This window comes from Streptomyces sp. NPDC046203 (genome assembly GCF_040646255.1).
Classification (GTDB): Bacteria; Actinomycetota; Actinomycetes; order Streptomycetales; family Streptomycetaceae; genus Streptomyces.
This window is the reverse complement of the sequence record NZ_JBEYZX010000049.1, coordinates 1-18693: the sequence shown is the minus strand read 5'-3', so window position 1 is coordinate 18693 and position 18693 is coordinate 1. Positions and strand designations below refer to the sequence as shown.

Annotated in this window: 17 protein-coding genes and 2 pseudogenes; 6 read left to right on the top strand and 13 right to left on the bottom strand. The window is 72.0% G+C overall.

Annotated features, from left to right (window positions below; genetic code table 11):
- Window positions 1-14: 14 nt before the first annotated feature.
- The 5 genes from ABZ990_RS26315 to ABZ990_RS26295 all read right to left on the bottom strand — a co-directional run bounded on the left by ABZ990_RS26315 (window position 15) and on the right by ABZ990_RS26295 (window position 5133).
- On the bottom strand, window positions 15-935 hold the full coding sequence (locus ABZ990_RS26315) for a hypothetical protein (RefSeq protein WP_361236404.1): 921 nt from the start codon (window positions 933-935) through the stop codon (window positions 15-17).
- 100 nt (window positions 936-1035) lie between these two features.
- Window positions 1036-2079, bottom strand: a complete 1044-nt coding sequence (locus ABZ990_RS26310) for a BadF/BadG/BcrA/BcrD ATPase family protein (RefSeq protein WP_361236401.1) — start codon at window positions 2077-2079, stop codon at window positions 1036-1038.
- Complete coding sequence (locus ABZ990_RS26305; protein WP_361236398.1) at window positions 2076-2753, bottom strand: uracil-DNA glycosylase; 678 nt, start codon at window positions 2751-2753, stop codon at window positions 2076-2078. Before ABZ990_RS26305 ends, ABZ990_RS26310 begins: the two co-directional genes overlap by 4 nt.
- Window positions 2754-2845: 92 nt before the next feature.
- Window positions 2846-3931 carry an exo-alpha-sialidase gene (locus tag ABZ990_RS26300; RefSeq protein ID WP_361236395.1) on the bottom strand — a complete coding sequence of 362 codons (1086 nt, stop codon included), beginning with the start codon at window positions 3929-3931 and terminating at the stop codon, window positions 2846-2848.
- Between the two features lie 110 nt (window positions 3932-4041).
- Complete coding sequence (locus ABZ990_RS26295) at window positions 4042-5133, bottom strand: NADH:flavin oxidoreductase/NADH oxidase (RefSeq protein ID WP_361236393.1); 1092 nt, start codon at window positions 5131-5133, stop codon at window positions 4042-4044.
- A gap of 154 nt (window positions 5134-5287) precedes the next feature.
- Here ABZ990_RS26295 and ABZ990_RS26290 point away from each other — a divergent pair, with 154 nt between their 5' ends.
- Complete coding sequence (locus tag ABZ990_RS26290; RefSeq protein ID WP_361236391.1) at window positions 5288-5641, top strand: helix-turn-helix transcriptional regulator; 354 nt, start codon at window positions 5288-5290, stop codon at window positions 5639-5641.
- Window positions 5642-5896: 255 nt separating this feature from the next.
- On the opposite strand, the gene ABZ990_RS26285 is transcribed toward ABZ990_RS26290, so the two are convergent.
- Window positions 5897-6562, bottom strand: coding sequence for a DUF305 domain-containing protein (locus ABZ990_RS26285; protein ID WP_361236473.1), 666 nt, complete (start codon window positions 6560-6562; stop codon window positions 5897-5899).
- Between the two features lie 239 nt (window positions 6563-6801).
- Here ABZ990_RS26285 and ABZ990_RS26280 point away from each other — a divergent pair, with 239 nt between their 5' ends.
- On the top strand, window positions 6802-8340 hold the full coding sequence (locus ABZ990_RS26280) for a hypothetical protein (protein WP_361236389.1): 1539 nt from the start codon (window positions 6802-6804) through the stop codon (window positions 8338-8340).
- On the opposite strand, the gene ABZ990_RS26275 is transcribed toward ABZ990_RS26280, so the two are convergent.
- The 6 genes and pseudogenes from ABZ990_RS26275 to ABZ990_RS26250 all read right to left on the bottom strand — a co-directional run bounded on the left by ABZ990_RS26275 (window position 8328) and on the right by ABZ990_RS26250 (window position 13311).
- The gene (locus ABZ990_RS26275; protein WP_361236386.1) at window positions 8328-9080 is read right to left on the bottom strand and encodes a TetR/AcrR family transcriptional regulator; all 753 of its coding nucleotides are present in this window, start codon (window positions 9078-9080) and stop codon (window positions 8328-8330) included. The genes ABZ990_RS26280 and ABZ990_RS26275 overlap by 13 nt on opposite strands.
- A gap of 132 nt (window positions 9081-9212) precedes the next feature.
- Window positions 9213-9878 carry a phosphatase PAP2 family protein gene (locus tag ABZ990_RS26270; RefSeq protein WP_361236383.1) on the bottom strand — a complete coding sequence of 222 codons (666 nt, stop codon included), beginning with the start codon at window positions 9876-9878 and terminating at the stop codon, window positions 9213-9215.
- A 435-nt stretch (window positions 9879-10313) separates the two neighbouring features.
- A pseudogene (locus tag ABZ990_RS26265) lies at window positions 10314-10837 on the bottom strand (transposase family protein); the annotation flags it as partial.
- A gap of 22 nt (window positions 10838-10859) precedes the next feature.
- Window positions 10860-11531, bottom strand: a pseudogene (locus tag ABZ990_RS26260) (HAD-IA family hydrolase).
- A gap of 49 nt (window positions 11532-11580) precedes the next feature.
- The gene (locus ABZ990_RS26255; protein ID WP_361236381.1) at window positions 11581-12519 is read right to left on the bottom strand and encodes a M56 family metallopeptidase; all 939 of its coding nucleotides are present in this window, start codon (window positions 12517-12519) and stop codon (window positions 11581-11583) included.
- A 102-nt stretch (window positions 12520-12621) separates the two neighbouring features.
- Window positions 12622-13311 carry a DUF5134 domain-containing protein gene (locus ABZ990_RS26250; protein ID WP_361236378.1) on the bottom strand — a complete coding sequence of 230 codons (690 nt, stop codon included), beginning with the start codon at window positions 13309-13311 and terminating at the stop codon, window positions 12622-12624.
- A gap of 159 nt (window positions 13312-13470) precedes the next feature.
- Here ABZ990_RS26250 and ABZ990_RS26245 point away from each other — a divergent pair, with 159 nt between their 5' ends.
- Window positions 13471-14022, top strand: a complete 552-nt coding sequence (locus ABZ990_RS26245; RefSeq protein WP_361236375.1) for a GNAT family N-acetyltransferase — start codon at window positions 13471-13473, stop codon at window positions 14020-14022.
- Between the two features lie 191 nt (window positions 14023-14213).
- Here ABZ990_RS26245 and ABZ990_RS26240 read toward each other — a convergent pair whose 3' ends face one another.
- Entirely contained in the window at window positions 14214-14900 is a 687-nt protein-coding gene (locus ABZ990_RS26240; RefSeq protein ID WP_361236470.1) for a glycerophosphodiester phosphodiesterase family protein, read from the bottom strand.
- Window positions 14901-15221: 321 nt separating this feature from the next.
- On the opposite strand from ABZ990_RS26240, the gene ABZ990_RS26235 reads away from it, so the two are divergent.
- From ABZ990_RS26235 to ABZ990_RS26225, 3 genes are all read left to right on the top strand, one after another.
- Window positions 15222-16628: a DUF6421 family protein gene (locus ABZ990_RS26235; RefSeq protein WP_361236372.1), complete on the top strand. Its 1407-nt coding sequence runs from the start codon at window positions 15222-15224 to the stop codon at window positions 16626-16628.
- Window positions 16629-16720: 92 nt separating this feature from the next.
- A complete protein-coding gene (locus ABZ990_RS26230; protein WP_361236467.1) occupies window positions 16721-17479 on the top strand; it encodes an SDR family oxidoreductase in 759 nt (252 codons plus the stop codon).
- Window positions 17476-18555, top strand: coding sequence for a low specificity L-threonine aldolase (locus ABZ990_RS26225; protein WP_361236464.1), 1080 nt, complete (start codon window positions 17476-17478; stop codon window positions 18553-18555). Before ABZ990_RS26230 ends, ABZ990_RS26225 begins: the two co-directional genes overlap by 4 nt.
- The last annotated feature ends 138 nt before the right edge of the window (window positions 18556-18693 follow it).

Sequence of the window (18693 nt, the reverse complement as noted above, 5' to 3'; positions counted from 1 at the left end):
TCACGACGCTGCGGTCAGCGGGCCGGCGTCCCCTGCGGCTGCGGCACGATGCCCAGCTTCGCCATGTACTGCGAGAGCACCAGCCGGCCGATCGCCGGGTACGCGCCCAGCGGCTCGGCCGCCGCGCAGCCCGCCTCCTTCGCCGCCACGTCGAGCAGCCCCTCGGCCAGCTCCGGGCCGATCAGATACGGCGCGAGCGCCAGCTGCTCCGAACCGGCCGCGCGCAGCTGCTCGGAGATCGAGGCGATGGAACCCTCCTGGTCCAGCGCCGCCGCCATCACCGGCACCGCGAGGCGGGCGGCGAGCAGCATGCCGGTGATCCCGGCGGCCTGCACGGCCTCCTCGCCACCCACCGTGGCCAGGATGATGCCGTCGGCGGCCGTGGCGACCGTGAACAGCCGGGCGCGGTCGGCGCGGGCCAGACCGGCCTCGGAGAGACGTACGTGCAGAGCCTCGGCGAGCAGCGGGTGCGGACCGAGCACATCGGCCAGCTCGGCGGTGTTGCCGGAGTCCATCACCGCCTGGCGGACCTGGCGCATCAGCGCGCTGTCGGGGCCCGCGAGCAGCGGAACCACGACGGCGGCCGGGCCCTCGGGGGCGGCGACCTCGCGGCCGGCGGCCACGGCGATCTCGTAGCGCTGGGTGCGCAGGGCTTCCGCGTCGGTCAGGACGGCGGACAGGGTGGGGAACGTGTCGCCGTCACCGTCGAGGTAACCGACCACGGCCTCCAGACCGGGCAGCTCCGAGCGGGTGATGCTCAGGACTTCCTCGGCCAGCGAGCGTATGGCGGGCGACGGGGTGCCGGGCACGGCGAGAACAAGCGCGGGAGCGCCCTCGGGCGCCGCCACGGGTTCAGGGCGGCGGTGCCGCCCGGACTGGCGGGGGCGCGGCATTCGTACAGGCAGGCCGGGAGTGGGCCCAGTGGGGGAGCTCATGCAGCCGCATGCTACTGGTTTTGACCATGGACCCGTTCGCTGAGGGTACGGTCGGGCGTCATCTGCCCCCCTATGTCCGAAAGTGCCGTGGAACCGCCGTTTACCTGGTGAGTTGGAGCAGTCGCGGATCCTCCGGCAGCCGGAGACTGTCCGTCGCGAGCGCGGCCGCGACGATCAGGGCACCCGTCAGCGGGTCTCCCCCGGCGGGGACTTCGCGGGCCTCGGGCAACAACTCTCCCAAGTCCGCGCGCAGCGGCCCGAGGAGCGGCTCGCCCAGTCGGAACAGCCCGCCCGTCAGGGCGACATCGGCCGCCGGACCGGCGGGACAGACGGCCTCCGCGGCCTCCGCGATCCGCCGGGCGGCACGGACGAGGATCCGGACCGCCACCGCGTCGCCCGCCTCCGCGCACGCGGCGACGTCCGGCGCGAAGGAGGCGAGCACCGCGGGCCGGTCGGGCCGCGGATAGAGCGCGCCGGGCAGCTCGGCCGCCGGGCCGAACCGTTTCTCGGCGTGCGCCAGCAGCGCGGCCGAACCGCCGCGCCGCCCGTCGTACGCCCGCATCGCGGCGTCGAGTCCGGCCCGGCCGATCCACGCGCCGCTGCCCGAGTCGCCGAGCAGATGTCCCCAGCCGTCCGCCCGGCGCCAGCCGGACAGATCGGTGCCGAGCGCGATGAGCCCGGTGCCGCCGGCGACCACGGCGCCGGGCCGCTGGCCGAGCGCCCCGGCGTACGCGGTGACGGCGTCGGCCGCGAGGGCGAGCCGGCGCACGCCCCAGGCGTGGGCGAACGCCCCGGGCAGTTCGGCCCGCAGCCGGTCGCCGAGCGTCGCCATCCCGGCCGCGCCGACGGCGACGGCCCCGATCGGTCCGCCGCCCGCCCGCCGCCGCATCGCGTCGACGGCGGGCAGCACCCGTTCCAGCAGCTGTCCGGCGTCGATCCCGCCCGGCCCGGTGCGTACCGGCTCCCGGGAGGAGACCGTCTCCACGATCTCCGGGGCCGCGGCTGCGGTACCGACGCCGGCGCGGGCTCCGGCACCGGGCCGCTCACCGGTCCGCACGAGCGCGAGTGCGATCCGCAGCCCGGAGCCACCGGAGTCGACCCCGACGACGAGGCCCGGCCGGCCGGGGGACGCCGGGGAGGTCACGGCAGCTGCCAGTCCACGGGCTGGGCGCCCTGTCGCGTCAGCAGTTCGTTGGTACGGCTGAACGGCCGGGACCCGAAGAAGCCGCGGTCCGCCGACATCGGCGAGGGGTGCGAGGACTCGATGGCCGGCAGATCGCCGAGCAGCGGCCGCAGATTGCGGGCGTCACGCCCCCACAACACGGAGACCAGCGGCTTCCCGCGCGCGGCGAGCGCCCGGATGGCCTGCTCGGTGACGGCCTCCCAGCCCTTGTCCCGGTGCGCGCCGGGCTTGCGCGGCGCGGTCGTGAGCGCCCTGTTGAGGAGGAGGACGCCCTGCCGGGTCCACGGCGTCAGATCACCGTTGGAGGGGCGCGGATGCCCCAGATCGGTGTGCATCTCCCAGAAGATGTTGTTCAGGCTCGGCGGTACGGGACTCACGTCCGGCGCCACCGAGAAACTCAGGCCCACGGCGTGCCCGGGCGTGGGATAGGGGTCCTGGCCGACGATGAGGACCCGTACCTCGTCGAAGGGTTGCTGGAACGCCCTCAGGACGTTCGCCCCCGACGGTAGATAGGTGCGCCCCGCGGCGACCTCCTGCCGGAGGAAGTCGCCCATCGCGGCGATGTTCTCGGCCACCGGCGCGAGCGCGTGCGCCCACCCGGCCTCGACGATTTCGTTCAACGGTCGTGCTGCCACGGCGTCACTCTACTGGCGCAGTACGACAGTCACGCCCGACGGTGCGCCGGGCCCCGCGCCGGACCCCGGCCGGGGGCGGGAACCGGGGCCGTTCAGCCGAGGACCGTCGCTCGTACGCACAGCACGTCAGGCAGATGTTCGACGAGAAGCTCCCAGCTGTCGCCGTCGTCGGCGCTCCCGTACACCTCGCCGTTGCGGTTGCCGAAGTAGACGCCGGCCGGTTCGCCTCCGTCCGTGCACATCGCGTCGCGCAGCACCGTGCCGTAGTGGTCGCTCTCGGGCAGGCCCCGGGTGAGCGGCTCCCAGGTCGCCCCGGCATCGGAAGTCCGGTAGACCCGGCAGCGCCGGCCGGCCGGCACGCGGTCGGTGTCGGCGTTGATGGGGAACACATAGGCGGTGTCCGGCCGGTGCGGATGGGCGACGACGGCGAAGCCGAAGTCGGACGGCAGCCCGCCGCCGATGTCGGTCCACGCCCCGCCGCCGTCGTCGCTGCGGAACACGCCCCAGTGGTTCTGCAGATACAGCCGGTCGAGGTCGCCCGCGTCCTGCGCGACCTTGTGCACGCACTGGCCGAACTCGGGGTCCGGGTCGGGCAGGAACACTGCCGAGACGCCCCGGTTGGCGGGGGCCCAGCTCGCGCCGCCGTCCCGGGTGCGGAAGACGCCCGCCGCGGACACCGCCACCGTCACCGTGTCGGCGTCCCGCGCGTCGGTCACCACGGTGTGCACCGCCTCGCCGCCCCCGCCCGGCATCCACCGGTCCCGGGTGGGGTGCTCCCACAGCGGGCGGACCAGTTCGAAGGACTCCCCGCCGTCGGCCGACCGGAAGAGCGCGGCCGGCTCCGTCCCCGCGTACACCACGTCGGGGGAGTGGGCGGGCGCCGGGTGGAGCTGCCAGACCCGCTCCAGGGAAACACCGGTGTCCAGCGGGAACTTGACCGCCGGACAGGCCGGCTCGGTCCAGCTCGCGCCCAGGTCGTCGGAGTGGAAGACGGAAGGGCCGAAGTGCGCGCTGTCCCCGCCGACGAGGATTCTGGGGCGGGCGCGGCGGGTGTCGATCCCGATCGAGTAGATCGCCTGGGCGTTGAAGTGCGGGTCGTCGAACGTCCACCGGCCGTTCTTCCTGCGGCCGGTGAACAGGCCCTTGCGGGTTCCCACGGTCAGTAGCACGTCGGTCATGCCGACACCTCCAGGACGCCGTTGTCGCGGATACGGGCCAGTCTGCACCGCACCACTGACAACGGCGTCCCGGAGCCGCTTCGCCCCTGGTCAGGGGCGTGTTGCCGGACTCAGATGGCCCAGGAGTACGGCGCCGGGGCGGGGATCTCGGCGCCGAGTTCGCGGGCCGCGCGGCGCGGCCACGAGGCGTCGCGCAGCAGCTCGCGGCCGAGCAGGACGGCGTCCGCCTCCCCGTTCGCGAGGATCTTCTCGGCCTGCGCGCTCTCGGTGATGAGCCCCACCGCCGCGACGGGCAGACCGGTCTCCGCCTTGACGCGGGCGGCGAAGGGGACCTGGTAGCCGGGGGCGACCGGGATCCGGGCCGGGCCGCCGTTGCCGCCGGTGGAGACGTCGAGCAGGTCCACCCCGTGCTCGCGCAGCAGGGCGGCGAAGCGGACCGTCTCGTCGGGCGTCCAGCCCTGCTCCTCCAGCCAGTCGGTGGCCGAGATCCGGAAGAACAGCGGCAGTTCCTCGGGCCAGACGGCGCGCACGGCGTCGACGACCTCCAGGGCGAACCGGACGCGGTTGTCGAAGGAGCCGCCGTAGGCGTCGGTGCGCCGGTTGCTGTGCGGGGACAGGAACTCGCCGAGCAGATAGCCGTGCGCGCCGTGCACCTCCACCACCCGGAATCCGGCGGCCAGCGCGCGTCGCGCCGCGTCGGCGAAACGGGCCGTGATCTCGTGGATCCGCTCCACCGTCAGCTCGGTCGGCACCGGGTGGCCCTCGGCGTAGGCGACCGGGCTCGGGCCGACCGGCTGCCAGGCGAGGCCGGTCGCCGGATCGACGGGGCCGCGGCTCTTCCAGGGCTGCTGCGTCGAGGCCTTCCGTCCCGCGTGCCCGATCTGGATGCCCGGCACGGTGCCGTGCTCCGTCAGGAAGGCGGCGATCCGGCGCAGCCCCTCGATCTGCGCGTCGTCCCAGATCCCGAGGTCGAAGGGGCTGATCCGGCCCTCCGGCGCGACCGCCGTCGCTTCGAGCAGGATCAGCCCGGTGCCGCCGGTGGCACGGGAGGCGTAGTGCGCGAAGTGCCAGTCGCCCGCGACCCCCGCGGCGGGACCGGCCGGTTCCGCCGAGTACTGGCACATCGGGGCCATCCAGGCACGGTTCGGGAAGGTGACGGAGCGAAGGGTGAAGGGCTGGAAGAGAGCGGGGACGGTGCTCATGGCGGACTCCGTTTCGGGCGTGCCGGGGGAGGGTGGGCAGTGACGGGGCGATGACGCGGCTCGTACGATACCCATCGTAGTACGACAACTGTCAAACTACGAGGACTCTCGTACAATGGAGTCCCGTCCCTCCGAGAGCCGTGGAGCCGCAGCCGTGTCGACCGCGACCAACCCCCGCGCCCTGGATCACCCCGCACGCGAGGAGATCCGGCTCGAAGCCGTGCTGCACGCGCTGTCCGACGCCGTACGGCTGCGGATCGTCCGGGACATGGCCCGCGACGGGAGCGACGGGTTCAGCTGCTCGTACTTCGACCTCCCGGTGAGCAAGTCGACCACCACGCACCACTTCCGCGTCCTGCGCGAGAGCGGCGTCGTCCGGCAGGCGTATCAGGGCACCGCCAAGCTCAGCTCGCTCCGCCGCGAGGACCTCGACGCCCTCTTCCCCGGGCTCCTCGACGCCGTCCTCGAGGCGGCCGAGCGGCAGTCCGGCCGCCTCGGCGACCACTGACGGCGCCGCCGGGGGTGCGTGGACGGGCCGTGGCGCGGACTTCCGGCCCCGGCCCCCTCGGCATCGGGCTCCGGGCGTACGGCATCGGCTCCGGCTCCGGGCCCCCGGCTCCGGCTTCTCCAAGTACCGGCCCCTTCCGTCCTGTTGACGAGTCCGGCAGGGCGCGCCGGAACGCCCGGCCGGCCGTGCGTACGGCCGACAGGGTCCGGCGGTTCCGGCGGATCCGCTGGGGGCGGGGAGCCTGTACCCCTCCGGCTACATCGAGCGCATCCGCTGGATCTCCGAAGTCTGCTGGGCGACCACGTCGTTCGCCATCTCCTCCACCAGGACGTTGTTGCCCTCGGCCAGCACCTCGCCCGCCATCGTCAGCGCGCCCTCGTGGTGAGCGATCATCAGGGACAGGAAGAGCGTGTCGAACGCCGTGCCACGGGCGGCCCGCAGCTCGGCGAGCTTGGCCTCGGTCGCCATCCCCGGCATGGTGTGGTGGTCGTGACCGGTCTGCGGTCGCGGGCCGCCGTTCTTCTTCAGCCACCCCCGCATCGCGCCGATCTCCGGCCCCTGCGTGGCGGCGATGCGTTCCGCGACCTTCTTCACCTGCGGCGAGGCCGCCCGTTCGGGCGCCAGCGCGGTCATCACGAGGGCCTGCCGGTGATGCTCGATCATCATCTGCACATACCGGAAGTCGGCGCCGTTGGGCGTCTCGTCGGGCAGCATCCGGGCCGCCTCCTCGGGCGAGACGCGCCGCGCGGGCTCGCCCGGCCTGCCCGGGGCCACCACGGATCCGCTCGAACCCGCCGTGCCCGCAGCCGACTTGGCGGTCGGTCCGTCGTCGCCCGGCCCCGACTCGCAGGCGGACAGGGCGAGTACGGCGACGGCGCACAGGGCGACGGCGGCGGTTCGACGGAAACGGCTGATCAACAACACGACCTCCACGGGGACTTCGGCTGATCGGTGTCCTGAAGGGGGTGACTCACGGACCCTTCAGGATCTCCGGTTCTCTGCGTCTTCGGGGGACTCGGGCGACGACGGTGTTGCGATGCGGGGAAACCTCATGACTTTCCTGTTGCCATCTGTTGAGATGAGCACGCTAAGGACGATACTGCCGAAGTCCATCCGTGGTTCAAACCTGAACAGACCTCGAAGAGGACGGAGTAACTTCGTTGAGCCTCACGAGAATCCGGCACAGACGGAACCAAGCCCTGGGCGCGGCCGGCGCCGCGGCCGGCCTGCTGCTCGGCCTGCTCGTCGCGGGCCCCGCGGCCGCGACCCCCGACCCCGGTGACGCCCCGGCGAAGAGCGGCATCACCGCCGGTCAGGCGGCCGGCGCCCGCGCCGCCATCGCCGCGGGCGAGATACCCGGCGTGGACGAGATCGTCCACAGCGCCAACATCGAACATCTCGCCAATGTCCCCAAGGACATCCTCCCCAGCCTCAACACCGACCTCGCCTTCCAGGGCAAGTACGCCTTCGCCGGCAACTACGACGGCTTCCGGATCTTCGACATCGGCAACCCGAAGTCCCCGAAGACCGTGGCCCAGGTGCTCTGTCCGGGCTCCCAGAACGACGTGTCGGTCTCCGGCAACCTGCTCTTCCTGTCCACCGACTCCTCCCGCAGTGACGACTCGTGCGCCAGCGTTCCGCAGCCGGCCACGATCAAGGAGTCCTGGGAGGGCATGAAGATCTTCGACATCAGCGACGTCACCAACCCGAAGTACGTCGCCGCCGTCGAGACCAACTGCGGTTCCCACACCCACACCCTGGTGCCCAAGCGCGACGACGTGTACATCTACGTCTCCTCGTACTCGCCCAGCGTGGCCTTCCCGGACTGCCAGCCGCCGCACGACGGCATCTCCGTGATCAAGGTCCCGCGCAAGGCGCCCGAGCGGGCCAAGGTCGTGAACTTCCCCGTCCTCTTCCCGGGCGAGGGTCCCGACGGCGGAGGCAACCCCGGCGCGCCCACCAACCCGGGCGTCGCCAAGACCACCGGCTGCCACGACATCACCGTGCTGCCGAGCCGGAACCTGGCCGCCGGCGCCTGCATGGGCGACGGCATCCTCTTCGACATCAAGGACCCGGAGCACCCGCGGGTCATCGACCAGGTCCAGGACAACGTCAACTTCTCGTTCTGGCACTCCGCGACCTTCAACCAGACCGCCGACAAGGTCGTCTTCACCGACGAACTGGGCGGCGGCGGCGCGGCCACCTGCAACGCCGAGGTCGGCCCGAACCGAGGTGCCGACGGCATCTACGACATCACCGGCAAGGGGGACAAGCGCAAGCTGGTCTTCCGCGGCTACTTCAAGATCCCGCGCCACCAGGCCGACACCGAGAACTGCGTCGCCCACAACGGCTCGCTGATCCCGGTCAAGGGCAAGGACCTGATGGTCCAGGCGTGGTACCAGGGCGGCGTCTCCGTCTGGGACTTCACCGACTCCCTGAAGCCGAAGGAGATCGCCTACTTCGAGCGCGGCCCGCTCTCCGCGGACACGCTCGACATCGGCGGCTCCTGGTCGGCGTACTACTACAACGGCCACATCTACTCGAACGACATCGCCAAGGGCCTCGACGTCCTGAAGCTCTCCGACAAGCGCACCGACAAGGCGTCCGGGATCCGGATGGACGAGCTGAACGTCCAGACGCAGCCGGACTACTTCGCGGACTTCGGCCGCTCACAGGACGACCAGGGTCAGGACGACTGACCCGTCGGCCGATCCATTGGCTGACCCTCCGGCTGGTCCATCGGCCGATCCACGGGCGGGCCCGGCAGCGGGCCCGCCACCCGGGCCGCGACGTCGTCCCGCACCGCGCACACTACGGGCACCACGGGCATGCCGCCGGGCCGAGTACCGCCCGGCGGCATGCCGCGCTCCAGGCCGAGCCCGTAGCGCTGGAACAGTTCGGCCCGCAGCGGGGCGAGCGGCATCGCCGCCCCGGGCAGCAGCAGCGCGAAGACGGTCCCCATGAGCTGCGCCCGCAGCAGCGGATAGTCGGTGTCCGGATCCGGGGAGCCCGAACGGGCCACGGTCTCGCGCAGCAGCGCGGCGAGCCGCTGCTGTTCGGAGCACTGGAGGAAGCCCTCGGCCTGGAGGATGCCGGCCATGTGCGTCCGCATGAGGACGGGGTGGTCCGCGGCGAGCCCGAGCACCGCGTCGATCGCCCGCGCCAGGAGTTCGGCGCCGTCCTCGGTGCGCGGCTCGCGCTCCAGGGCCGCCGCCAGGGTGCGGTGCATCAGCCGGTGCACCGCGGACTGGAGCAACTGGCGCTTGCCGGGGAAGTAGTACGAGACGAGTCCGCGCGCCGAACCGGCCCGCGCGGCGATGTCCCCGAGGGTCGTCGCCTCGTATCCGCGTTCGCCGACGAGGTCCACGGTGGCCTGCAGGATCCGCTCGCGGGAGCGCCGACGAAGCTCTTGATTGACCGATGCGCTGCGCGGGGACATGCTGGACTCCTGCGTTGACTGGCTTTCAGCCAATATACTCAGCGTGTCCTGCCGTCGTGCCCGCGTGGCCGACGGCTGGGCATGCCGTTCCGTCCTGGACGACACGGGGGATCGTCCAGGACGGGACGGGCATCAAGCCCTGCCCACCGGGGGAGCGGTGCGGGCGCGGGTACGGGTACGGGCCGCGAGGCGGCGGTACGCGTCGATCGACACGGCCACGCAGCACCAGCCGAACAGCCAGCCGCCCAGCACGTCGGACGGCCAGTGGACGCCCAGGTACAGCCGGGTCCAGCCGACCCCGAGCACCGACACCACGGCCACTCCGGCGATCGTCCCCCAGCCCCGCCAGGTCTCGCGCCAGTACAGCGCCAGTACCCAGAGCAGCAGCCCGAAGGTGACCGTCGCCGTCATCGCGTGCCCGGACGGGAAGGACGCGTACCGCGCCGAGTCGACCGGATCCGGCCACTGCGGGCGCGGCCGGTCCACCAGGGACTTGAGGCCCTGCTGAAGACCCCAGGCCAGCAGGGACGTCCCCGCCACCCACAGCGCGAGCAGCCACGCGCGCCGCCACACCAGCAGCCCGACCGCCACCAGGACGAGCGCGCGCATGGTCCACGGATCCCAGACCCAGTCCGTCAGGATCCGGTTGAGGTGGGTGAAGCCGGGATGCGCGACGGCGCTGCGGTGCAGCGCCTCGGCCACGTCCCGGTCGAAGGAGAGCAACGGCGACCAGCCCACGGCCACCAGGACGAGCAACAGCACGGCCAGAGCGCCGGACACGGCGGCGGAGATACGCATCCCCCGATCCTGCCCGACGCACGGCCCGGCCCGGAGCACCGGACCCGACGCCGGGCGGAGTCCGTCCTCGTGCAGGCCCGGTCGTCACCGGGAGGTGAAACCCGGACGGTGCGGGATGTCGTCTCTCGTGCGGAGCACGCCGACCTGTTCCTCCGGGAAGCCCAGGGCCTCGGCGAGGGACAGTCCGTCGGCCCGCGCGTGGTGGAAGGTGTGGACACCGGGGCCGTACGTCCCCCCGGCCCGGTCCAGGCCGGCGTCCATCCGGGCCTCGGCGGCACACCCGGACGGAGTGGCCGTCGGTTCGGCGACGAACCTCAGTTCGTCGAATTCCGGGTCGCCCTCTTCGAAGAAGGTGAAGCGGCTGTCGAACCGTACCGTGGGGCCCGCCGTACCTTCCTCGGTCCCCAGCAGGGAGAGCAGCTCGATGTCCGGGGTGCGGCGGTAAGGCATGACGAGCCCGGTGCCCGGATAGCCGCCGTCGGCCGTCGTCATCGTCCGCCCAACCGTGGCCTTGGTGTCGGATTGCTCCCAGGCTTTGCAGTCGTTGCGGTTGCCTGACGACCTGATGGTTCGTGGAGTGCGACAGTTCTTCGACTGCTCGGATACCGCGTGATCACGTGTGGGTGCGAGGGCGCCGTCGACGATCAGTACGGTGTCCTTCGGGAACCGCTGTCTGGGCTGGAGTGCGAGCTTGCGCCCGAGATGGTCGATGATCCGGTCGGCGGCGGACTTCGAGACGCCGCATAGCGGGGCGAGTTGGCGCAGCGTCAAATTCGTACGCCAGCAGGCCGCGACCAGCAGCGCCCGGTCTTCCCTCGGCGGGCTCCAGGGCCGACCCGCCGCGGCTCGTCCGGGACCTTGCGTCGCACGACAGTCATCAACTTGTCGAAGCAGTAAGGGTTCAGTCCGGTGAGCGGGGCTATCCAAGACGGCTCCGACGCCGTGATCACACCAGCCACAGCAAAATCATTCCATTGCGGCTCAAGCTCCCAGCTGGTCAGGGTGGACCCCGGATGAGAAGGCAAGGATGTCCCGGACCGCTTCCCGCAGACTGCCGAAGTGACGATGCACGCCATCGACTGCCACAGGGGTGTTGACGCTCCACACCGTCATCCCGGCATGCAGTCCGGACTGCACCCCAGAGGGGGCATCCTCGATGACCAGGCAGTCCTCCGGCTTGGCACCGAGTTGTGCGGCTGCCTGCAGATACGGCACCGGCGACGGCTTGCCCTCCGCCACGGCGGCTGCATCCACGACGACCTTCGGGACCGGCAATCCTGTCCGTGCGAAACGTCCGCGTACCCGGTGCTCGTAGTTCGAGGTCACGAGCGCCCACGCCCCGCCCTCCAAGGCATTCAGCAGTTCAGCGGCGCCGTCGAAGGCCGCATATGAACCGTCTCGAACGTCCTCGTCCTCCAGCTCATGCAGTGCGGCCAGGCACTCCTGGGGGTCCTAATCGGGGGCAATCCGCGCGAACGTCTCCATCGGCCTCGTCTGCAGCGCCACTCGGTAGACCTCATCAGAGTCCAGCCCGTACCGCTCTGCCCACGTGTGCCAGACCAGGCGCTGGTTTTCCACGGCGTCGATCAATGTGCCATCTACATCGAACAGGACATACCTCATCGTGCCGGGACGGCCGGGTTCACTGATCATGCATCGATCATGCCATCGGGCGCTGAGCAGGCAGTTAGCGGGAAAAGCCTTAGTTCAGCGCCCGGAGCGCCGGGATGAACGCGATCAGGATCGGGACCACCGGGACCAGGGCCGCCGCGGCCGTCAGACGCAGCCGGCGGGCCGCGGTCAGCCGAGGGGCGGCGGCCAGAAGGCGGTCGACGCGTTGCGGGAGGTCGGCGCCGGGGGTCTGGCCGGGGCCGAACACGCCCCGGTCCTCGTTGAGTTCGACCAGGGCGAGGGCGATCGTCAGCCGTCCGAACCGGCGCGAGGCCACGTCGTCCGCCGCCAGTTCCACCAGACGGTGCATCTCACCCCGGAAGGCCGCGAACACCGGCACTCCCGGGAAGCCCGCCGCGAGCGCCGTCGCACAGTGCAGCAGCCAGTCGTGCCGGGCCCGGGCGTGACCCTGCTCGTGCGCGAGCACCGCGTCCAGCTGACGGCCTTTGAGCCGGCGCAGCGCCGCCGTGGTGACGACTAGGCGAGGTGTCCCGCCCGGCAGCGACCAGGCCCCCGGACGCTCGCCCTCCAGCACCACCAGGCGCGCACTGCCGGACGGCTCCTCGCCGGGCAACAGCGGTGCCCGCAGCACGAGTTCGTTCCGGCGCTGCTTGCGGCGGGTCCGCGCCCGGCCGATCTCCCGGCCCAGCATCGCCCCGCTCCACAGCCCGCCCGCCGCCAGCAGGACGGCGATCACCGCCGACCACGAACGGCCGGTGCCCAGCTGGTACGCCTCGATCACGGCGTTCGGCGCGGGCGCGAAGACCTGTCCCCGGACGGCCTTCCAGGCCGCCGCCGCGCTGAAGGTCATCGACAGCGCGAAGCTCACCAGGACCGCCGCCACCACGCACTGCCACACCCACAGCGCCACCACGGGTTCCCGTTCCACCCAGTCGGCCCGTGCCAGCAGACGCGGTGCGACGGCGGCAGTGAGCACGCCGAGCAGGAGCAGGGTGAGGGAGACCGACATGGCGTCAGCCTATGAGCGGGGTACGCGCCGGGGTATGCCCGTGCGGGGCAAGTGACGTACACCACGGCGTGATCGCGTACGGGCGGCCCCGCCCCGTACCGCTCAGAGCGTGACGAGCATCGCCAGCATCGCGAGCGCCATCGACAGCTGGCACACCCGAGTCAGCTCGGCGACCCCGGTGCCGGAACTCCCGCCGGCCACACCCGCACCTACACCCGCACCCACACCCGCGCCCGCACCCACACCCGCGCCCGCACCCACACCCGCGCCCGCACCCACGGCCGCGCCCGCCGGTGCCGCCCCCGGCACCAGCCGCGCGCCGGCGCGCAGCGCGTACCCGCCGAAGTACACGAGCAGCACACCGGTGAGGACGGGTATGCCGCCGGCGGCCGGGTGCCCGTGCCCCCCGCCGTGCCCCCCGTGCGCTCCCGGTGCCGCGGCCATCGCCACCGCCATGTAGACCATCGCCGACGAGCCGACCAGATGGTGCAGATGGTGTCCCCGGCGCGCCCCGCCCCGTCCCGCCGCGGCCGCGAGCCCGTACAGCGTCGCGAGCCCGAAGACCACCGCGTACACCGCCCAGCTCCACGACGGCGGGGTGAGCACCGCCGCGGGCAGCGCCATCGCCGCCATCCCGAAACCCATCAGGGCCTCGCTCCCGGCGCCGCCGCGCGCCCCGGGCGGGCCCCCGGCCCGGCTCGGCGCCGTCCGTACCATCAGCACCAGGCAGTAGGCCCCGCTCGCGCCGCACAGCGCGACCAGCAGCCACCCGGGCGCAGCCGTTCCGTGCACGCCGCACACCCCCTCGTCGCGATTCCCCGGGGTGCATGCCCGGGAAGGCAGCCCCCACGCGGGCGCACAGGTGTACGAGGGGGAGCGTGGCGGGCGCGCGCTAGGCTCGGAACGATCGCATCCGCCGATCGTCACCGCCCGAGGGGAGACCGCACCACCATGGACACCGCCGCACCCCGGCACACCGGCCCGCTCACCTACCGCGACGCCGTTCTCGACGACGTCCCGGCCCTGGTCCCGCTGGTCGAGTCCGCCTACCGCGGCGAGTCCAGCCGGACCGGCTGGACCAGCGAGGCCGACATGATCCACGGACAGCGCACCGACGCGCAGTCGGTCGCCGACGTCGTCACCGCCCCGGGCAGCCGGCTGATGACGGTCGAGCGGGACGGCCGGCTCGTCGCCTGCTGCCAGCTCGAACACCGCGGTGACATCGCCTACTTCGGCATGTTCGCGGTCCGCCCCGAGAACCAGGGGGAGGGCCTCGGCCGGCAGATCATCGAGGAGGCGGAGCGCCGCGTCCGCGAGATGTGGGACGTGCGCGAGATGCACATGACGGTGATCTCCGTCCGCGACGAACTGATCGCCTGGTACGAGCGCCGCGGCTACCGCCGTACCGGCAAGATGAGCCCCTTCCCGTACGGCGAGGAGCGCTTCGGCATCCCCCAGCGCGACGACCTGGAGTTCGAACTCCTGGTCAAGAACCTCGTCTGACCCGAGCCCGAGCCCGAGCCCGAGCCCCAGCCCGAGCCCCAGCCCCAGCCCGAGCCGACGGACCGGGGCCCCGCCCCGGGAGGCCCGAGCCCCCGGCTCGGGCCCCGGCGTACGCGGGGCCGGTGTCCGGGGTCCTGCCCCCGGCCCGCCCCGCGCCCGTCCTCACCTCCACGCTCCCCCCCCGGAGGACCTCAGTCCTCCGAGCGCTCCCCCGTCAGCCTGATCTCCGGCCGGTCGGTCGTCACCCCGTCCAGGCCCAGGGCGCGCGCGAGCCGCAGCTCCGCCTGGGTGTTGACCACCCAGCCGCCCACCCACAGACCCGCCGCGTGCGCCCGCTCGACGGTGTCGAGCGTGAGCCGGCGGATGTTGAGCACCAGCGCCGTCGCGCCCACCGCGAGCGCGCGTTCGATCACGTCGGCCTGCCGCTCGTCGGCGACGAGCGCGGTGCGGACCCCCGGCACCAGATCGCGGATCTCCGCCAGGGCCTCGTCGTGGAACGAGAGGACCTGTACCCGCCCGGTCAGGTCCCGCGCGTTCAGTACGGCGGCCAGCGCCCGGGCCGCGCCGACGTCCTTGATCTCGGCCTGGAGCGGCGCCGAGACCGCGTCCAGGACCTCCTCGAAGACGGGCACCCGCTCGCCGTCGCCCGCGTCGAGCGTCCGCAGCTCCGCGAGGGTCTTCCCGGCGATCGGGCCGCTCCCGTCCGTGGTGCGGTCGACATCGGCGTCGTGCATGACGACGAGAGCGCCGTCCTCGCTCAGATGGAGATCCAGTTCGACGAGGTCGAGCCCCGCCTTCTCGGCCTGGACGAAGGAGCGCAGGGTGTTCTCGGGGGCGACGCCCATGACCCCGCGGTGACCGATGGTGAGCAGACTCAAGACCTTCTCGCTTCCGTCGACGGAATTCAGGCGGCCCAGCTTGCCGCAGAGCGGCCCGGCCAAACATCCCCGCCCCTTTTTGGCTGGATGAGACCGTACTGTTCCGGTCCGCACCGACCCGTCCACCCCGCCCGATCGTGTGGGCGCAAGGGGGAGTTGGCGAAGGAAGGCCGTATTCCTCAGCCCCCTGCCCCATCCGCACAGGAAAATCCACGGCCGGACCCGGGGGTGCGCCGGACAATTTCTCTCGCACCTCTTGTGGCGGCGATCTGTGGATGGTTACGGTGGCGGCACGAATGGTTCTCCGGCGGAGGAAGTGACATGACGGAAATTCTTGTGCAGGACATGGCCGGTGCGGGGATATCCGCCGACGCTCTCGTGATCGCGCACCCTGCCTGGACCGAGCTCAAGAATGCCGTGGAGGAGCTCCGCCCCTGGCAGAGCGCGGACGGCTCCATCGACTTCGACGCCGAGGGCGCGCCGTCCCGGGCGCACGCCGAGCGGACCGTCGAGCGCGTCGCCGGCGCGGTCGAGCAGCTCTCCCCGCTGCTCCCGCACGATGCCACCTACCACCGCGCGCTCGTCGCCGACCTGCGCAAGTGGTCCGAGGGCGGCTTCGCGGTACCGGACTTCCTGGACGCGCTGCTCGCCTTCCAGCCGGCCGCCGAGCGACTGGACGGCCGCCAGCACCTCGTCGTCTTCCCGATGTACACCCAGAACGGCAACCCGGACCGCAACCTCGAAGCGGTCGTGCTGCGCATGGTGTGGCCGGAGTGGCTCTCCGAGCTCGAGGCGACCCGCTACGACAACCCGCTGTTCTGCGGCATCACCTTCGAGGACTTCACCAGCGGCTACGACACGCACTCGGCGGTCCTCTTCCCCGAGACCGTCGCGGTCCGCGAGGCCCCCGAGCGCTTCACCTGGGGCGGCATCTTCTGCGACCGCGAGGCGGCCCGCTTCCGCAAGGTCACCGAGGCGTCCGTCGACATCCTCGGCATCGAGCTGCCCGAGGACATCGCGGCCATGGTCGAGGACCAGGAGCGCTGCGAGAAGGCGTTCGTCCTGTGGGACATGGTCCACGACCGCACCCACAGCCACGGTGACCTGCCGTTCGACCCCTTCATGATCAAGCAGCGCCAGCCGTTCTGGATGTACGGCCTGGAGGAGCTGCGCTGCGACCTCACCGCCTTCAAGGAGGCCGTGAAGCTCGACGCCGAGGGCAACCCGCACGGCCGTGACATGCAGTACGCGGTCCTGTTCGACCGGATGTTCCGCTTCCCGGTCTCCGGCGACCGCAACCGCAACTACGACGGCCTCGGCGGTCAGCTGCTCTTCGCGTACCTCCACAAGCACGACGTGGTGCGCTGGACCGACAACAAGCTGCGGATCGACTGGGAGCGCGCCCCCGAGATCACCAACCAGCTCTGCGGCGAGATCGAGAAGCTGTACCGCGACGGCATCGACCGTCCGAAGCTCGTCCACTGGTTCAAGGCGTACGAGCTGGTCGCCACCTACCTCGCCCCGCACCCCGGCTCCACCTGGGCCAAGGGCCCCGACGCCCTGGACCTGTCGCTGCCGCCGCGCAAGCTCGTCGACGACGTGCTTCCCGACGAGTTTCCGCTCAGCATGTTCTATGAGGCCCTTGCCAAGAAGCTCAAGGGTGTGATCGCCTCCACCGAGGGCATCACCGCCGCCGGCGCCGAGCAGGCCGTGCAGGCCGCCGCGTGACCGGTACGGCGGACACCACGGCGGGGGCCGGTGCGGCCCCCGCCCCCGGGGCGATCACGCCCGCGCAGGCCACGGAGCAGGAGGAGACGACCATGATCGGCAACGGGAACGGCAGCCTGGACGGAGCCGTCATCGCGGTCGCGGGCGCGGCCGGGCCCGCGGGCCGGGCCGCCCTCATGCGCCTGGCCGAGGCGGGCGCCACCGTCGTCGCGGCCGACGCCGACCCGGCACGCCTCGCCGAGGCCGTCGACGCCGCCCGCTACGCGCACGGCGGCGCCACGGTCACCGGCGACACCGTCGACCTCCTCGACCTCGACGCCACCCGTGAGTGGGTGGCGAAGACGGAGAAGGAGTTCGGCCGGATCGACGGCCTCGTCCACCTCGTGGGCGGCTGGCGCGGCAGCAAGACCTTCACCGAGACCGAGCTCAAGGACTGGGACTTCCTGGAGAAGCTCCTGATCCGCACGGTCCAGCACACCTCGCTCGCCTTCCATGACGCGCTGCTGCGCGCCGGGGGCCGCGGCCGCTATGTCCTGATCAGCCAGTCCGGCGCGCACAAGCCGGTGGCCGGCAACGCCGCGTACAACGCCGGCAAGGCCGCCGCCGAGGCATGGACCCTCGCCATGGCCGACTCCTTCCGCAAGCTGGGGGGCGACGAAGGCCCGCAGGCGGCGGCTGCCATCCTGGTGATCAAGGCATTGGTGCACGACGCGATGCGCGCCGAGCGCCCGAATGCGAAGTTCGCGGGCTTCACCGACGTCACGGAACTGGCCGACGCCATCGCCGGACTCTGGGACCGGCCCGCCCAGGAAGTGAATGGACAGCGCCTGTGGCTGACTCCCAAGCCGTGACCGCGGCCCTGGGCTCCCGTACCGACGCCCGTCGTCACCACGACCCGTCGGTCCGGGGCTTCGCCAGCGACAACTACGCCGGCGTCCACCCGGAGATCCTCGCGGCCGTCGCGCTCGCCAACGGCGGCCACCAGGTCTCCTACGGAGAGGATCAGTACACCGATCACCTCCAGCGGATCATGCACAGCCACTTCGGCTCCAGCGCCGAGGCCTTCCCGGTCTTCAACGGGACCGGCGCGAACGTCACCGCGCTGCAGGCCCTCACCGACCGCTGGGGCGCGGTGATCTGTGCCGAGTCCGCGCACATCAACGTGGACGAGGGCGGCGCCCCGGAGCGGATGGGCGGCTTGAAGCTGCTCACCGTGCCCACCCCGGACGGCAAGCTCACCCCCGAGCTGATCGACCGGCAGGCATGGGGCTGGGACGACGAACACCGGGCCATGCCCCAGGTCGTCTCGATCACCCAGAACACCGAACTCGGCACCGTCTACACGGTCGAGGAGATCCGCGCCATCGTGGACCACGCCCACTCCAAGGGCATGAAGGTCCACCTCGACGGCGCCCGGATCGCCAACGCGGCCGCGTCGCTCGACGTACCGATGCGGGCGTTCACCAACGCGGTGGGCGTCGACGTCCTGTCGTACGGCGGAACCAAGAACGGCATGCTCTTCGGCGAGGCGGTCGTCGTCCTCAACCCGGACGCCGTCAGCCACATGAAGCACCTGCGCAAGCTGTCCATGCAGCTCGCTTCCAAAATGCGCTTCGTGTCGGTGCAGTTGGAGGCGCTGCTCGCCAAGGACCTGTGGCTGCGCAACGCCCGCCACGCCAACGCGATGGCCCGCCGCCTCGCGGACGGGGTGCGGAGCGTGGACGGGGTGGAGATCCTCTACCCGGTGCAGGCCAACGCGGTCTTCGCGCGGCTGCCGCACGAGGTCAGCCGGCGGCTCCAGGAGCGGTTCCGCTTCTACTTCTGGGACGAGGCGGCCGGCGACGTGCGCTGGATGTGCTCCTACGACACCACGGAGGACGACGTCGACGCGTTCCTCCTGGCGCTGAAGGAAGAGATGGCGCGCTAGCGGCCCTCCGATGTGGCATATGCCTGTGTGAACGTGCGGCCGGGCGGAAGTCGACGACTCCGGGCCCGAGCCGGGTCGGGACGCGGTTCACGGCCTGTACCCGGCTGGGCCGGTTCGGCTTCGACGACCCGATGGAGG

Excerpts from the sequence above, each read along its gene's own strand:
- ABZ990_RS26235 (WP_361236372.1), top strand. The coding sequence starts at position 15,222 with ATGACGGAAATTCTTGTGCAGGACATGGCCGGTGCGGGGATATCCGCC.
- ABZ990_RS26300 (WP_361236395.1), bottom strand. The coding sequence starts at position 3,931 with ATGACCGACGTGCTACTGACCGTGGGAACCCGCAAGGGCCTGTTCACC.
- ABZ990_RS26275 (WP_361236386.1), bottom strand. The coding sequence starts at position 9,080 with ATGTCCCCGCGCAGCGCATCGGTCAATCAAGAGCTTCGTCGGCGCTCC.
- ABZ990_RS26230 (WP_361236467.1), top strand. The coding sequence starts at position 16,721 with ATGATCGGCAACGGGAACGGCAGCCTGGACGGAGCCGTCATCGCGGTC.
- ABZ990_RS26245 (WP_361236375.1), top strand. The coding sequence starts at position 13,471 with ATGGACACCGCCGCACCCCGGCACACCGGCCCGCTCACCTACCGCGAC.
- ABZ990_RS26315 (WP_361236404.1), bottom strand. The coding sequence starts at position 935 with ATGAGCTCCCCCACTGGGCCCACTCCCGGCCTGCCTGTACGAATGCCG.
- ABZ990_RS26270 (WP_361236383.1), bottom strand. The coding sequence starts at position 9,878 with ATGCGTATCTCCGCCGCCGTGTCCGGCGCTCTGGCCGTGCTGTTGCTC.
- ABZ990_RS26295 (WP_361236393.1), bottom strand. The coding sequence starts at position 5,133 with ATGAGCACCGTCCCCGCTCTCTTCCAGCCCTTCACCCTTCGCTCCGTC.
- ABZ990_RS26255 (WP_361236381.1), bottom strand. The coding sequence starts at position 12,519 with ATGTCGGTCTCCCTCACCCTGCTCCTGCTCGGCGTGCTCACTGCCGCC.